This window comes from Oscillatoria sp. FACHB-1407 (assembly GCF_014697545.1).
Classification (GTDB): Bacteria; Cyanobacteriota; Cyanobacteriia; order Elainellales; family Elainellaceae; genus FACHB-1407.
Map to the genome: position 1 here is coordinate 1 of NZ_JACJSA010000015.1, position 13,784 is coordinate 13,784.

Consider the following 13,784-nt stretch of genomic DNA (forward strand, 5'->3'; position numbering starts at 1 on the left):
ATCGAGGAGTTCAGGTCGAAAAGTCATAGTACGAGTGTCTCGGGTCTAGTAGTTCATTAGATCTCATTTCTGACCTTTGACACAATCTAATTTACAATCCCAATACAAGCGATCGCTCTGACATGAATAGCTTGTCAAAATTGTCACTTAAAGATTGTTGTACTAATTGTTGTGAGTGGATTTGAAAATTCCTCGTACGATTCATTAACTGGGGCAAATGCTCTGATTGGAAGTACTGGGCTTTACACAATCAACCTCAACCGAACTGCCCAACCGTAACATTCTTAGATGGAGCGATCGCCCCCAAAAAATCCGGCATTGCTGCCGGATCAGATGTCTCCAGTTAAGGCAATATCAGCGACTATTCGTATTCCTCTTCGCTGTTTTCGTCATATTCCTCATCAGACTCCTCATCGTATTCTTCGCTTTCCTCGTCGTACTCAGCTTCATAGTCTTCGCTGTCTTCGGCATACTCCTCGTCAGACTCCTCATCGCTCTCTTCGTTGCTTTCGCCATCAAAGCTATAGCTATAGTCTTCGTCAATGGCGTACTCCTGACAAAGAGCCTCTAGGTTTTCCAGAAAATCTGTGGAATCCTCGATTGTCAGATCAAAGTTGAGAATATCAAGGTGAATGGTGCCTTCGTCGTTCTCTTCGTAGTTGTAGTCAAAGTAATAGTCTTCTTCACTTTCGACATACTCCAGGCACAAAGCATCTAATGCTTCTGCAAATCCTTCAGGATCTTCTGTGGTGATGTAGAAGTCATACAGTAGTAGAGAATTTTCATCGGCGAAGGAGGATTCATCCTCTTCCCAAACATCTGCTGTGAAATCGAGATCATTTACCGATTTAATGATCCACGAGTCATGACCGTTATAGTCTGAATGCATGACGTAATCGTAGGGAATGTAGCAATAGCCGCGATCGCCCCAGTCTGATCCCCATGAATTTCTGACAATAAACATCCGGTCTTTGTCGGAGTAACCCACACACAACATGGCGTGCCACGCATGGGTTTCTCGCACATCTTCAGATCGTTTGGGCAATGAGATACGACCTCGATTTTCAGTCGCAGTATTGAAGGATTCAAATAGGTTGAGAGCAAAGGCGATCGGATATCCTTCAGCCAGAGTATGTCGCCACAAATCTAAATCCGTTTCAATAAACTCTGCTTCAGTAATCGTAAAATTAGCTGCATTCTCATAAGCCGACTCATCAGGCTCATCAAAAATCATCGCTTCATCATTGAGCCACAAGTCCTCGCAACAAGCCCCATGTTCAATCAAACTCTCGATCGCACAATACATCATGGTGCCGCTATCTTCGTGCTGGCTATCGTGTCGTGCCCGTGCGTTGTAATACACAAATAAACGGCTGATATCCCCAGACTCACCGAATTCGCGCTTAGCCAGGTATTCATAAGCACCTACAAAGGCATTCGCAACACAGCTATTGCCAACTTGCTCTTCGACATCCGTCATAAACTTTCGCAGATCAACCCGATGGGGCAATTGTTGTTGCCCAAATCGACCCGCCTGATGAGATTTGGCATGGTCTGGGCGAGCACCGACTTGATAGCCACCAACACGATATTTGAGGTTCGTACCCATTCAAAGAACTCCTGTGAAGATTGCCCACTTAGTATCTTGGGTACTCAAATATACCCAGACATCTGGCTGCGCTCCCACAGTTAGATAATTCTTCAAAAAGTACGTAAAGGGCTGAGGGGTAGAGGGTGGGTGAGTACGTTGCATTGCTGAATGTTGAAGCACCACCGCACGCTAGTACATCATTCAAGTAGTGTCACACCATTTGCAGATTATTACTCCCTACTCCCTACTCCCTATTTCCCACTCCCCTCTGGCTATTGCTGCCGTTGAAGTTGCTCCCATTGTTGAATAATGGCTTGCAATTGGGGAGGCAACTGATCTAGGGCAATATCTGTGTATTGGGTCGTACCGGATTGGCTGGTGAGGGTGATCGTGAAGTAGTCAGCCGATCCCTGGGGGGCAGGATAAGTCAACCCGTTGAAATTTTGAAATTGGTGTTGCTCTAGAAACTGGATAAACTGCTCAATTTGTTGAGGGGTGAGTTGATTGAGCAGATGGGGAACAGAGGAGCCATCGGCATGAGGTGGGGGTTGCATCACTTGCCCATCAGCTAACAGCATCACTTGAATACTTTGACCTGCAAAACCCCCCTCACGACTCATTTGAAATATGACTTCCGATCCTAAGTTAGGACGGGTCGAGTCTGGCATAAATTGAGGAACGAGGCTTGTATCACTGGCTGTTGTATTGAGACTAATGCCTGATCCGTCACCGTTCATGTGATAAACCCAGCTTTGTGAGGGGCTACTGACCACTGCCCGCCATCCTGAAATACCGATCGCCGCGCAGGCGTCATTAGGGACATAAATGCCTAAACAACCATCCCAGAACTGCGGTTCTGCGCTCACAACCTCTAACTCAGAAACAGGTACTCCAGACTCGGTAGAGGCGTGTTGTAGGAGGCGATCGCTCACGGTAGAGGGGAGGGTTTGCGAGTCTCTGGACAGGCGCAAGCTTCGTCCAGCTAAATCAGTGTGATAGACCAACCGCTGTTGTCCATGAGTCACAGTAATCTGCCAACCAGGGACAGTTACTAAAGCACATGACTCATTGATGTCACCTAACCCCAAACAACTATCTGACCAGATGCGGCGTTGGTAGTCCTGAATTTGCAATTGATCCCGTGAAATACCCAACCGTTGAGATGCATCCAACAACACCTGATTCGCTACAATTCGAGGCAGAGATCGGTTAGTTGTGGTAGCAGATGCCTGAGCAGAAAGGGTAACCGATTGATTCAGTGAAGTAGCCATTGCGGGTTGGCTGAGGCTAGGCAGGGCAATTGCACTGAGAGCAAGCAAGGACACTAATCCTGACCGATAGGGTAGCAGCCAGGAACGAAATAAATTAGAGGAAACCAACATAACCATAACTGTTGACTCAACAAGAAGAGGAAGCCATAAATCGCTTTACTTCTCTACCGTAATCGGTGTTTGAGGGGATGCAAGGGTGGTTACAAAATTGGTGACAAGAATAAATAGCCTTCTATGGCAACTGTCGAGACAGTTGATCGCAATCAGCTTTGCACTCTTTTCACCTGCAACACTGTCCCCTTGACCCATTACTGGGTGCCAAATGGTTATGTGAGGGAATAGGATTTTGTAACAACTTTGTCACTTTTAATCTCGACAAAAATGTGAAACCTTGAGACGCTCTCATAAAAAACAGCTCTATGAAAGTATGGGATTCGAGCAGAATGCTTCAATAGGAGAGCCTTTACAACAAGCGATCTGTGAAATGAGGCTTGCAACAATCTGAGAGTTATGTGTCTATATATAACAATTCAGATTTTTCGTTAATAAATGTTGCAGCTCCTTGATCCCGTTGCTAGGGTGTGTAGGTACGATTTTCTGGTTACGCCTCTGGAGGTGCTATTGATGCGTTATGTTGCTCCCGATGCTTTGCCAGCTGGCTGATACTCAATCCCCCTTGGGGTGATGTAACAGCAACCAGCAATGGCTATTCTCTGAAAACGGACTGGATGCTGTTGAATAACTCAATTGAGTTGTCAGTTTTGACATTTACCCGTCGTTCCAATGTGTACTCAGAATGATTGGATCTGATTTGTTTCACTCAATCCCCATGAGCCTACCCAGTTGAGATAAACAGTTCAATTCATTCGTTGTTTTAGGTTCGAGTCATTTCTTGTCTTACTCAGTGCCACTCGCCTTGAGATGTCTACTCTGACTCACTAAACGTTAAGCCCTGTTGATTCAAATTCCAAACCCCCTGGATTCTTGTCAGAGTTTTAGTTTGAGACATCTATATCAACTGTCAAGACAGTTCGGACAAGGAGGTGTGGAGGCTTCGTCCCCAGCCAGGGGTTCCATCCCTGTACTCCGTCCTCACTGGTGCTTTGGTTGATATATCAGGCAGATGGCAACTGTGCGTTAGACCCCAGACCTGGAGGTTATGTATGGATATTCGTGGAAAAACTGCTCTCATTACGGGAGCTTCCCGTGGAATTGGACGTGCGATCGCCCTGGAATTTGCCCGTCAAGGAATTAACCGAGTGCTGCTCGTAGCCCGTGATTCGCAACGATTGGCAGAGGTAGCTGACGAAATTCGATCGCTAAATGTGGAGGCTATTCCTCTAACAATTGACTTGAGCCAACCCATCGAAGTGAGTATCGCTGTAGCACAAGCATGGCGCGATCATGGACCCGTCCATATTCTGGTGAACTGTGCTGGAGTCGCTCATCAGGCGACGTTTTTACAAACTCGTCTGCCACAGGTGCAGCAAGAGATCGCCACTAATCTGATTGGCATGTACACCATTACGCGCTTGGTTGCTCGCCGCATGGTGGCTCAACGAGAAGGGGCGATTGTGAATGTGTCTAGTTTGATGGGCAAATTAGCCGCTCCAACGATGGCAACTTATTCAGCGACTAAATTTGCCATTCTCGGCTTTTCGCAAGCCCTCCGAGGTGAACTGGCAGCCCACAATGTCAAAGTGATTACGCTGTTGCCCACCCTAACGGACACTGACATGGTGCGGCATTTGCAGTGGTTTCGGTGGATTATGCCTGTCTCCTCGCAACAAGTTGCAGAAACTCTGATGGTTGGACTGAAACGGGGATCCAACGAAATTTTGGTGGGTTGGCAGAGCCATTTAGCCGTCTGGTGCAACCGGATTGCCCCCTGGATCATGGAAAAGATCTTGCTGCTTGCCGCACCGTTGCCTAGAAAACCGCAAAAGGTCTATCCAGAACTGCGGAAAGCGGGATAATCAGCCTCTCAGTTCTCACCAAGGTTCAGTTCCTGAAAAAAGGGCGATCGCCCACACTTAGCGATCGCCCCAGACGCGATTCATTCCCCTGGTTCACTACAGGCTTGTTAACCAACCGATCACGCCGTGTCCAGTAACAGCTTCTAAAACCAATACTGAAACGAAGCCAATCATGGCAAGTCGTCCGTTGAGCTTCTCAGCATATGCGTTAAATCCAAATTGCTGAGTGTCATCTACGTACACCTTAGGCTCAACAGCGTACATGTTGGCGCGTCCACCCTCTTCCATCACCTGTCCACGAACCATGTTAAATTCCTCTTCCTTAAGCTTGTGTAACAAAATATAACACAATGTAAAGAAATATCTCAAGGATTTTAATTCTTGCAGTGACTGAGTAGGTGAGAACGCAGCTCAGCGATCGTTCTGGGAGGAACTCGTTGAGCCCGCTGATGCTCTGGCAGGGCATACCAAACTTCTAACAGAGTTGGAATGCCCAGTTGCAATTGCTCTAATAAAGCGACATTGGCAAACACCGTATTGGTTTGATCCGATAACACCATCTGCCCTTCGTGGAGCACAATGATCTGATCTGCCCAGGCATAGGCAAGGTCAATATCGTGGGTTGCCATCACAACAGTGGTACCACTGGCATGAATGCGGTCTAATTCTTGAAATAAGTTGTGAGTTTGTCGGTTGTCCAAGTAAGCAGTCGGCTCATCTAACAACAAAAGTTTGGGTTGGAGTGCCATCACGCCTGCGATCGCGATCCGGCGTTTTTGCCCCAAACTTAGATGATGCAGCGGAAAATTCGCCAATTCCGTTAAGTTAAAGTCCTTTAGCGTCTGCTGCAATCGTTGTTTGATTTCTGTCGGTGGCAATTGCAGATTACAAAGTCCATAGGAAATATCTTCTGCAACGGTCGCAGCAACCAATTGTCGTTCTGGGTCTTGAAACGTTAATCCAATATGTTGTCGCCACAGGTTCAATGAAGCGGGGGTGTATTGCAGTGGGCTTCCCTGCCAATAAATCACTCCAGATGTACAGCGATACAAGCCATCCGCGAGAAATAGAAGTGTCGATTTACCGCATCCATTGTGTCCTAAAATTGCAGTCTTTTGACCACCTGTAATAGTTAGGTTTAAGTTTTGGATGGCGGGATGTTTGCCTCCAGGATAGGTGTAGCAGACATTGCGAAATTCGAGTAGCGGAGTGGACATGAACGAGAGGGAGTAGGGAAGTGAAGGAGTGGAGGAATGGAGGAGTAGGGAGTGGGGGAGACAAAAAATCTAAAATCTAAAATCTAAAATTACTAATCCGATACACCCAACTAGAGATTCAATCGCATAACGTTTTGAGTAAATATACGATTGATCAGAATACACTTGAAAGTTGCCGTTAAATCCACGAGCCATAAGAGCTAGAGAGAAATAGTGATACTGTTGAAGCGATCGCACGAGTAGTTGACTCACAACTAATCCCACACTATACATCCACCGTTTTCGGGTGCGATAACCTCCGCGCGATCGCTGTGCTAACTGCAATTCAGCAACTACTTCTAGAAATAGAAATACAAATCGATACATCAGCAACAACAGTTCTGTAATGAGGGTAGGAACACGCCATTGCCGCAACACTTGTAACAGGTCGGTGAATGGAATAGTAAACAACACAAATAACAAACAGGAGGTACACGCTAGCGATCGCGCCCCAATCTGCATCGCTTGAAGTAACCCACTCCGACTGATAAACAGATACCAGTTTCCCAGCGTGACTCCTGCCATGGGATCGAGTTGCCCAGTGGCAATCTGCTCTACAGAGACAATACTTATCATTAAGGCTGGAATGCTGGTTAGCAGGAATAATCCAGCAACCATCATTGCATTCCCATAAATCTTGGCTGGAATGCGAGCATAGCCCACTGTCCACACTCCCAACCACGCGGCAATCAACAGTTGCAAAATAGGATGAACCATCAGTGCAATGAGTAACACGGCGATCACAAAGCAGAGTTTTTGCTGAGGTGATATATGCCGCAAATGATTGGTGTAGGTATAGACATCCAGGTGATGATGCATATCTGGTGTGGGTATCTCGCCCGCGTACTTCCCCTATGTCATTTTGGATTTTGGATTTTAGATTGTGAATGGTGGCTAATTACACTCTCATTCTCGTTTCTGGTTTTGGTGTGTTTGTCTACCCCGATGTAGTCCAATTACATATCCAATGACACCTGCACCTAGAGCGGCTTGTACTGCAAATAACAGCGACTCAACTTCACTACTTGCTGGTTCAAATAGTGGATTAACCCAGGGTTGATAGTTGGGATTCGTCTCTTGAATGAGCACCTCTGCTTCGCCATCGGCTCCGCTAAAGTCGGCTCCGCGCACTAAGATGAGTGGGGCGATCGCCAACGCCAACACCCCTGCCACTAACAGCCAATTGTTCCAACTACGATGAGTTCGGTTCATCGGTTATGGCTCCTGTTTGATCAAATTGAGAACCTTCAGTTCGTCTCGGCTATAGGATTGCAACCAATTCCACACCAGCACGGTTAATAACCCCTCGCTAATGGCTAACGGCAGTTGAGTGATCGCGAAAATACTCGCAAACTTAGTGAAGGCAGCTAACACGCCTCCACTTGCCGCTGGAAACGCCAATGCCAACTGCATCGACGTCGTGACATAGGTGAGCAGATCGGCTAACATTGCCGCCAGGAAAATAGCCAGTGTTTGTCTACCAGTTGAATGCATCATCAACTGATACACGCCGTAGGCGACAAACGGACCTACGACTGCCATCGATACCGCATTCGCCCCAAATGTGGTTAACCCACCGTGCGCTAACAACAGTGCCTGAAACAGGAGAACGAGCGCACCCAGAACAGACATGACAGATGGGCCAAACAGCACCGCTCCTAATGCCGTTCCTGTGGGGTGAGAACTACTGCCTGTGACCGAGGGGATCTTGAGAGCCGACAGCACGAAGGTAAACGCCCCTGCCAATGCCAATAGGAGCTTGGTTTCAGGATGCTGCTGTGTGAGGCGAGTCAGCGATCGCAACCCCCACAAAAAGAATGGAATAAACATTGCCCACCAGAAGGTTGCCCAACTCATCGGCAAAAACCCTTCCATAATGTGCATTGCCTGGGCAGGTGCCGGAGAGCCAACAACCAGATAAAAACTAAGCCCTGCCATCATCGCAAGGCGTAACCATTGATGCGGTTTCATGCCTGTCTGTCACCTCGCAGACTAATTTCAACATGGGTCTTCTATCGGCGGGCATCCTGACTTACACGATTTAGGAGTTTGAATTTCGGATTTTGGAGAGATAAACGCCAAAATCTAAAATCAGCAATCCAAAATCGGCTTACAGTTGCGGGACAGCGTTGGATTTGCACCAAACTTTCCCCCTTGCGTCTGATGGCTGCTCCCCATCAGAACCGATCAGCACCTTAGGACTGTATCACTGTCGGTTGCAATACTCAACCGCACTGTTACTCACTGCAATATCAGTCCATTAGTTATGAGGTAGCAGCAATTTATAATAGATAACAATTGCTGGGGAAGGACTGATGACGTTACAAGAGCTACAAAGTCAGGCATTGCAGTTGTCTACTGGCGATCGCTGGCAGTTGGTACAGGTTCTTTTAGACTCTCTGAAACGAGAAGTAACTCTCAAGCCTAAGCGGGAGAACCTGTCACGTTTGCGAGGGGTTGCTAAGATTTCGGCAGCTACAGGGGAAAGTAACACCCAAGCAGATTAGAAGATGCAATACAGTATGCTTGTGCGGTAGCCTATGGCGTTGATGCGATCGTAACTCGTGATGCCTCTGGATCTATAAATGTGGAAGTTCCTGTAGTCTTGCCTGAAGATATTGATACTATTTGATAGTATCAATCGTGTTGAGTGAAGCAATTAAAGCAGGGTTTAGCGCGTCATAACAAATCACTGCGCCGGAACGCTGCAAACCATTGGGTTGAGTTACACAATTGGTTGAGTTGCACAATTGGTTGAGTTACACAGATTAACTGCATCTGGGGGTTTCAAAAGTCCTGGTATACGGATCAAGGGATATACAACGATTGATTGTTCAACTATTATCAATTGCAAGAAAATGAAATGTAGTGTGTGAATGAGAGGAAGAGAGGGTGGCTCGTAAGCAATCTAAAGGAACTTGCACGTACTGTGGTAAAGAGCTGGCAAAAGCAGGGATGACTAAACATCTTGTGACCTGCTCAAAGCGACAGGAGGCGATCGCCACGGCTGAGATGAAAAAGGGCACCAGTGAATCGCTTTATCACTTACGGGTTCAAGATGCTTACAACAGTGCGTTTTGGCTTGACCTGGAGATACGCGGCTCCAAAAGCTTAAAGGATCTCGATACTTATCTACGGGGAATTTGGTTGGAGTGTTGTGGTCACATGAGCCAATTTTCGTTGGGAGGCGCGTTTGCACGAGAGATCGGCATGAGCCGCAAAATTGGTGAGGTGTTTCGACAGGGTGGTGAACTCACCCATGTCTACGATTTTGGAACGTCCTCAGAAACGCTGGTGAAATATGTTGACGAGCGTGAAGGGAACCCCTTAACCAACAAGGCGATCGCCCTCATGGCGCGAAATAACATGCCAGAGTATCCGTGCATGGAGTGTGGCAAACCTGCCACTCATTTGTGTATGGAATGCCTGATCGATGAGCAAACAGAAGGGGTGTTGTGTGATGAGCACACCGAAAATCATCCCCATGATAACTACGGTGAACCCATTCCACTGGTCAATTCTCCCCGCATGGGAATGTGCGGATATGACGGTCCTGCTGAGCCACCTTATTAAAAGAGAGAAAAAAGAAGAGAGAAGAGAGAAAAGAGAAGGATAAAGGCTGAAAGATAAAAGGAGGGATTGTTCACGAATGAGTGCATCACCCCCTTTTATCCTTTATTCTTCAGCCTTTAGCCTTTAACTAAGCTTGCTCCCAAAGCTCTCGCACGCCACCTTCGGGCATCCAGCTTGCAATCTCCTGGATTCGCTCAGGAGAGAGTTCTCGCTTGGTTGCTGCAAAGACGGCTCCAACGGCTCGTTTGCGATCGGCATCTTTGTGCTCAAATCCTCTCTCAAAGCCACCTTCGTTAGCAACTCGGAAGAAGAAGCGATCGGAGTCGATGTTAAAGACGCCAGGACCATGCCACGGTGGACGTACCCGGCTCAAAAAGTTCACCAGAGGGTTCGTGTCTCTCCACAGATCGGCGATTTCAAATTGCAATGCCCTTTCGTTAGTCGGCATCACATCTTCGTGCAACTCACCTTCTACACGATCGGCAGCTTCAGTGGTCATTAAGTCACGCATGACGCGAAACACAACTTCTGTAAAGTCTCTGGCATCGTAGGGATCGGCAAACCCCCCGTCAACCATGACTTTTTCCAAGAAAGAACGATCCTTGTCAGCGATCGCGACTCGTTCATCTTCAATCTCTGTCGGATCGATTTCTGGTAAATTTTTGCTCAATGTATCATCTGGCATTTGTGGTTCCTTTATTTATTGTTTGGCAATAATATTCACTTTGAATCCAGATTACGCAGACACGAGTTTTTTGAAATCTTTCATAGGTTTTAAGAGATATCTATACAAAAGATAGAAATTTGGCTGTAGAAACATGACCTTAAAGAATCACACCTTGCTGATGAAGCCTGATGAAGTCGAAAAGGTGCATCATTACGGTTCCGTCAGTTCTTCCCATCGCGTGCTATTCTTTAGGGTGGTATCGGTTCTGATGGGGAGCAGCCATCAGACGCAAGGGGGAAAGTTCGGTGCAAATCCGACGCTGTCCCGCAACTGTAAGCCGATTTTGGATTGCCGATTTTAGATTTTTGGACATCACTCCTTCAAAATCCGAAATCCAAATCGTGTAAGTCAGGATGCCCGCCGATCGCTATCCATCGTTACTCAATATCTGCGAGGTACAGATTGTGTCTAAAGCTGAGTCTAAAGTTTTCTGTCAATACAGCGGCCAATACAGCGGCGAACAGGTTGTGGCAAATTTACCTGATGGCTGCCGGTGGTGTCATTAGTCTCATTGCGTAGTTGACTTCATCACGGAACTAACCCCATCGTTTTCGCCAAAGTAAGTCGTTCTATGAGGCAAGACGTATGATGGGGTTGGTACTGCGCCTGATCTCGCAACCGACCAAAGTCGATTCTATTGGCGAATATTTGTTGGTGAACATCTGTTGGTAAACGTATGGGTGACAAGGTTCAGCCTGACGTTTGGCTCTGCAACTGTCTTAGTGAAGTCTAAAGCGATCGCTTCGAGATTCCTTATAAGAGATTTTATTGAATGGAAACTACGGTTAAAAAGTCGGATTTTGTTCTAGCTCCCTACATGAAGAGCAATGATTGGCGAGCGATTTATCAAATTCTGAATACAATAATTCCCTATATTTTCTGCTGGTTCTTGGCAGTTAAAGCCGCCACAATCTCCCTTTGGTTGTTGCCACCCATCCTGGTTTTGATCACACTTTTTTCAGTCCGTTGTTTTTCGTTAATGCATGATTGCGGGCACTATTCCCTGTTTCGCTCAAGACGAGTCAATCGGGTTGTTGGCTTTATATTGGGTGTGATTAACGCTATTCCCCAATATCCCTGGTCGCGAGGACATGCTTATCACCACAAAACAAATGGCGATTGGCAGCGATATCGAGGACCTTCCGCGCTGCTCTCAACCGAGCAGTTTGCCAACCTTACCCCTGCTGCTCAACAACGATATGAGTGGCTCAGGCATCCATTGATGATTTTTCCTGGAGGGTTTTTCTACCTCGCTATTAAACCAAGGCTGGCTTTAATTAAAGGAATTTATGGGTTTATCGGTCATTCCCTGACGTGTCTCAGACGCAATCCGACAATGGGTTTTGCAACTATTATTTCTTCCTACCAATCTAGAAATTGGTATACAGCAGGTGAGTTTTGGGATCTCTTATTCAACAATATTTGTGTCATTAGCAGTTGGATTTTGCTGGCTCACTGGTTAGGATTTGGGTTCTTCTTCAGTGTTTACTCAATCACACTCATGTGTTCTGCGGCAATCTTTATCTGTGTCTTTTTTGTACAACACAACTTTGATACGTCTTACGCTCATAAAACAGAAGGATGGAATTATTTGTTGGGGGCGATCGAAGGTAGTAGTTATCTAGAGTTGCCCACCGTTTTAAGGTGGTTTTCCGCAGACATTGGATATCACAATGTGCATCATCTTTCTGAAAGAATTCCCAACTACAACCTCAAAGCCTGTCACAACGCTAACCTTCATCTGTTGACTCAGGTCAAAACCTTGCGAATGGCAGACATGTCCGATTGTTTCAAATATATTCTTTGGGATGCTGATTCGAGTTGCCTGACATCGATCGCCTCATTTCGTCAAGCGGCTCAGTCTATCGGCATTGAAGAACTCGATCCTTGCCATCAAACAAGCAAGGAAAATGCAATAGTCAACCAAGGTGAGGCTTAATTGGCATGACTTTATTTCTAGCTGTTCTCGGAATTTTTCTGGCGTTATTGGCGGCAGGCATTGCCCTTTACTTGCTGACGGCTCGTCGTTATCAGTCTTCTGACTCGGTTGCCATCTCCTACGATGAGTGGACTGAGGACGGCATTTTGGAATTCTATTGGGGCGAGCATATTCACCTGGGTCACTACGGTTTGCCTCCCCGACGCAAAAACTTTTTGGTCGCTAAATCAGACTTTGTACATGAAATGGTGCACTGGGGCGGTTTAGACAAGTTACCAGCAGGTACTACGGTCTTAGACGTGGGCTGTGGCATCGGCGGCAGCAGTCGCATTCTGGCGCGAGACTACGGGTTCGCGGTCACTGGAATTACCATCAGTCCCCAACAGGTGAAACGGGCGCAAGAACTCACCCCCAAAGATCTGAACGCGCAGTTTCAGGTGGATGATGCGATGGCGATGTCCTTTCCAGATGCCAGTTTTGATGTGGTCTGGTCGATCGAGGCAGGTCCTCACATGCCCGATAAAGCGGTGTTTGCCAGAGAGTTGATGCGCGTGTTGAAGCCTGGTGGTGTGCTAGTAGTCGCCGATTGGAACCAGCGAGATGCGCGTAAAAAACCACTTAATTTTTGGGAAAAACCTGTAATGCGGCAATTGCTCGATCAGTGGTCACATCCTGAATTTGCCAGCATCGAGGGCTTTGCGGAACTGTTGGAAGCAACCGGATTTGTTGCCGGAAACGTGACAACCGCAGATTGGACCGTTCAAACGTTGCCCTCCTGGTTGGATTCTATCTGGCAGGGAATCGCTCGACCCACTGGATTGATTCGTTTCGGGGTGTCAGGTTTCATCAAATCATTGCGAGAAGTTCCCACGTTGCTGTTGATGCGTCTGGCATTTGGCACTGGGTTGTGTCGCTTTGGCATGTTTCGGGCTGTGCGAAAGCCGACGGAATCAACAAACGGGTTGCGGGAGGAAGCCAATGCGATCGCGAAGTGAGTGGCAAGGTTACTCTGGCTACTGGCAAAACTGCTTCATCCATCATCATCTGTTGACCATTGGGTATGCAGCCTGGGATGGCTATACCACTCAGGGACGGGGCATGGTGGTCTGTCAAGTGCTGGATAAAATCACATCCGGCGTGGATTGGAGGGTTGATCCAGTGTCTTTTGAGCAAAACTTTATTTCTCAAGCTCAAGTTGCCCAATATATGACCGTTCTGGAACTGGAGCAAGACGCAGTGACGGCACTGCTAAACGCGATCGCGACCTATGACCCCACTCAAGCGATCGTATTGCTCGTTACGGGTAACGGCAGTGTGCATCTCAACCTATTACAAAATCTGGCAATTTCTCCTACTGACTGTTATAGGCAGGTGCAACACCGTTGGGCAGAATTTCAACCCGATTTAACTATTCCAAGGAGACAAGCCTAAGCAACCTGGCACCCAACGCT

General features: G+C 47.1%; 14 protein-coding genes and 2 riboswitches. Of the genes, 6 read left to right on the forward strand and 8 right to left on the reverse strand.

Annotated elements, in window-relative coordinates:
• Positions 1-361 precede the first annotated feature (361 nt).
• Positions 362-1,609, reverse strand: a complete 1,248-nt coding sequence (locus H6G89_RS22025; RefSeq protein WP_190510400.1) for a C1 family peptidase — start codon at positions 1,607-1,609, stop codon at positions 362-364.
• Positions 1,610-1,863: 254 nt separating this feature from the next.
• Positions 1,864-2,979, reverse strand: a complete 1,116-nt coding sequence (locus tag H6G89_RS22030; protein ID WP_190510402.1) for a hypothetical protein — start codon at positions 2,977-2,979, stop codon at positions 1,864-1,866.
• Positions 2,980-4,025: 1,046 nt separating this feature from the next.
• Between H6G89_RS22030 and H6G89_RS22035 the strand changes: the two genes are divergently transcribed.
• Positions 4,026-4,838 carry an SDR family NAD(P)-dependent oxidoreductase gene (locus H6G89_RS22035; protein ID WP_190510403.1) on the forward strand — a complete coding sequence of 271 codons (813 nt, stop codon included), beginning with the start codon at positions 4,026-4,028 and terminating at the stop codon, positions 4,836-4,838.
• A 96-nt stretch (positions 4,839-4,934) separates the two neighbouring features.
• Here the strand turns inward: H6G89_RS22035 and H6G89_RS22040 are convergent, their stop codons facing one another.
• The 5 genes from H6G89_RS22040 to H6G89_RS22060 all read right to left on the reverse strand — a co-directional run bounded on the left by H6G89_RS22040 (position 4,935) and on the right by H6G89_RS22060 (position 8,065).
• Positions 4,935-5,144 (reverse strand): chlorophyll a/b-binding protein, encoded by a 210-nt coding sequence (locus H6G89_RS22040; protein ID WP_190510405.1) that lies wholly within the window; start codon positions 5,142-5,144, stop codon positions 4,935-4,937.
• Positions 5,145-5,212: 68 nt separating this feature from the next.
• A complete protein-coding gene (locus tag H6G89_RS22045; protein WP_190510407.1) occupies positions 5,213-6,055 on the reverse strand; it encodes an energy-coupling factor ABC transporter ATP-binding protein in 843 nt (280 codons plus the stop codon).
• A gap of 69 nt (positions 6,056-6,124) precedes the next feature.
• Complete coding sequence (cbiQ, locus tag H6G89_RS22050; RefSeq protein WP_190510409.1) at positions 6,125-6,913, reverse strand: cobalt ECF transporter T component CbiQ; 789 nt, start codon at positions 6,911-6,913, stop codon at positions 6,125-6,127.
• Between the two features lie 87 nt (positions 6,914-7,000).
• On the reverse strand, positions 7,001-7,306 hold the full coding sequence (locus H6G89_RS22055; RefSeq protein WP_190510411.1) for an energy-coupling factor ABC transporter substrate-binding protein: 306 nt from the start codon (positions 7,304-7,306) through the stop codon (positions 7,001-7,003).
• A 3-nt stretch (positions 7,307-7,309) separates the two neighbouring features.
• A complete protein-coding gene (locus H6G89_RS22060; protein ID WP_190510413.1) occupies positions 7,310-8,065 on the reverse strand; it encodes an energy-coupling factor ABC transporter permease in 756 nt (251 codons plus the stop codon).
• A 29-nt stretch (positions 8,066-8,094) separates the two neighbouring features.
• Positions 8,095-8,297: riboswitch (cobalamin riboswitch) on the reverse strand.
• Between the two features lie 112 nt (positions 8,298-8,409).
• Here H6G89_RS22060 and H6G89_RS22065 point away from each other — a divergent pair.
• Positions 8,410-8,601, forward strand: a complete 192-nt coding sequence (locus tag H6G89_RS22065) for a hypothetical protein (protein ID WP_190510415.1) — start codon at positions 8,410-8,412, stop codon at positions 8,599-8,601.
• Positions 8,602-9,049: 448 nt separating this feature from the next.
• A complete protein-coding gene (locus H6G89_RS22070; protein WP_190510417.1) occupies positions 9,050-9,667 on the forward strand; it encodes a hypothetical protein in 618 nt (205 codons plus the stop codon).
• 127 nt (positions 9,668-9,794) lie between these two features.
• On the opposite strand, the gene H6G89_RS22075 is transcribed toward H6G89_RS22070, so the two are convergent.
• On the reverse strand, positions 9,795-10,352 hold the full coding sequence (locus tag H6G89_RS22075) for a DUF2267 domain-containing protein (RefSeq protein ID WP_190510419.1): 558 nt from the start codon (positions 10,350-10,352) through the stop codon (positions 9,795-9,797).
• Between the two features lie 225 nt (positions 10,353-10,577).
• Positions 10,578-10,773, forward strand: a riboswitch (cobalamin riboswitch).
• Between the two features lie 393 nt (positions 10,774-11,166).
• Between H6G89_RS22075 and H6G89_RS22080 the strand changes: the two genes are divergently transcribed.
• From H6G89_RS22080 to H6G89_RS22090, 3 genes are read left to right on the forward strand one after another with little or no spacing between them, the layout of a single operon-like run.
• Positions 11,167-12,333, forward strand: coding sequence for a fatty acid desaturase (locus H6G89_RS22080; protein WP_190510421.1), 1,167 nt, complete (start codon positions 11,167-11,169; stop codon positions 12,331-12,333).
• 5 nt (positions 12,334-12,338) lie between these two features.
• Positions 12,339-13,328 (forward strand): methyltransferase domain-containing protein, encoded by a 990-nt coding sequence (locus tag H6G89_RS22085; protein ID WP_190510423.1) that lies wholly within the window; start codon positions 12,339-12,341, stop codon positions 13,326-13,328.
• Positions 13,312-13,764: a hypothetical protein gene (locus H6G89_RS22090; protein WP_190510425.1), complete on the forward strand. Its 453-nt coding sequence runs from the start codon at positions 13,312-13,314 to the stop codon at positions 13,762-13,764. Before H6G89_RS22085 ends, H6G89_RS22090 begins: the two co-directional genes overlap by 17 nt.
• Positions 13,765-13,784: the final 20 nt, after the last annotated feature.

What these genes read in the sequence shown, in the direction of transcription:
- H6G89_RS22085 (WP_190510423.1), top strand. Translation starts at nt 12,339, where the DNA reads ATGACTTTATTTCTAGCTGTTCTCGGAATTTTTCTGGCGTTATTGGCG.
- H6G89_RS22030 (WP_190510402.1), bottom strand. Translation starts at nt 2,979, where the DNA reads ATGGTTATGTTGGTTTCCTCTAATTTATTTCGTTCCTGGCTGCTACCC.
- cbiQ (WP_190510409.1), bottom strand. Translation starts at nt 6,913, where the DNA reads ATGCATCATCACCTGGATGTCTATACCTACACCAATCATTTGCGGCAT.
- H6G89_RS22055 (WP_190510411.1), bottom strand. Translation starts at nt 7,306, where the DNA reads ATGAACCGAACTCATCGTAGTTGGAACAATTGGCTGTTAGTGGCAGGG.
- H6G89_RS22070 (WP_190510417.1), top strand. Translation starts at nt 9,050, where the DNA reads ATGACTAAACATCTTGTGACCTGCTCAAAGCGACAGGAGGCGATCGCC.
- H6G89_RS22040 (WP_190510405.1), bottom strand. Translation starts at nt 5,144, where the DNA reads ATGGTTCGTGGACAGGTGATGGAAGAGGGTGGACGCGCCAACATGTAC.
- H6G89_RS22025 (WP_190510400.1), bottom strand. Translation starts at nt 1,609, where the DNA reads ATGGGTACGAACCTCAAATATCGTGTTGGTGGCTATCAAGTCGGTGCT.
- H6G89_RS22075 (WP_190510419.1), bottom strand. Translation starts at nt 10,352, where the DNA reads ATGCCAGATGATACATTGAGCAAAAATTTACCAGAAATCGATCCGACA.
- H6G89_RS22045 (WP_190510407.1), bottom strand. Translation starts at nt 6,055, where the DNA reads ATGTCCACTCCGCTACTCGAATTTCGCAATGTCTGCTACACCTATCCT.
- H6G89_RS22060 (WP_190510413.1), bottom strand. Translation starts at nt 8,065, where the DNA reads ATGAAACCGCATCAATGGTTACGCCTTGCGATGATGGCAGGGCTTAGT.
- H6G89_RS22065 (WP_190510415.1), top strand. Translation starts at nt 8,410, where the DNA reads ATGACGTTACAAGAGCTACAAAGTCAGGCATTGCAGTTGTCTACTGGC.
- H6G89_RS22090 (WP_190510425.1), top strand. Translation starts at nt 13,312, where the DNA reads ATGCGATCGCGAAGTGAGTGGCAAGGTTACTCTGGCTACTGGCAAAAC.
- H6G89_RS22080 (WP_190510421.1), top strand. Translation starts at nt 11,167, where the DNA reads ATGGAAACTACGGTTAAAAAGTCGGATTTTGTTCTAGCTCCCTACATG.
- H6G89_RS22035 (WP_190510403.1), top strand. Translation starts at nt 4,026, where the DNA reads ATGGATATTCGTGGAAAAACTGCTCTCATTACGGGAGCTTCCCGTGGA.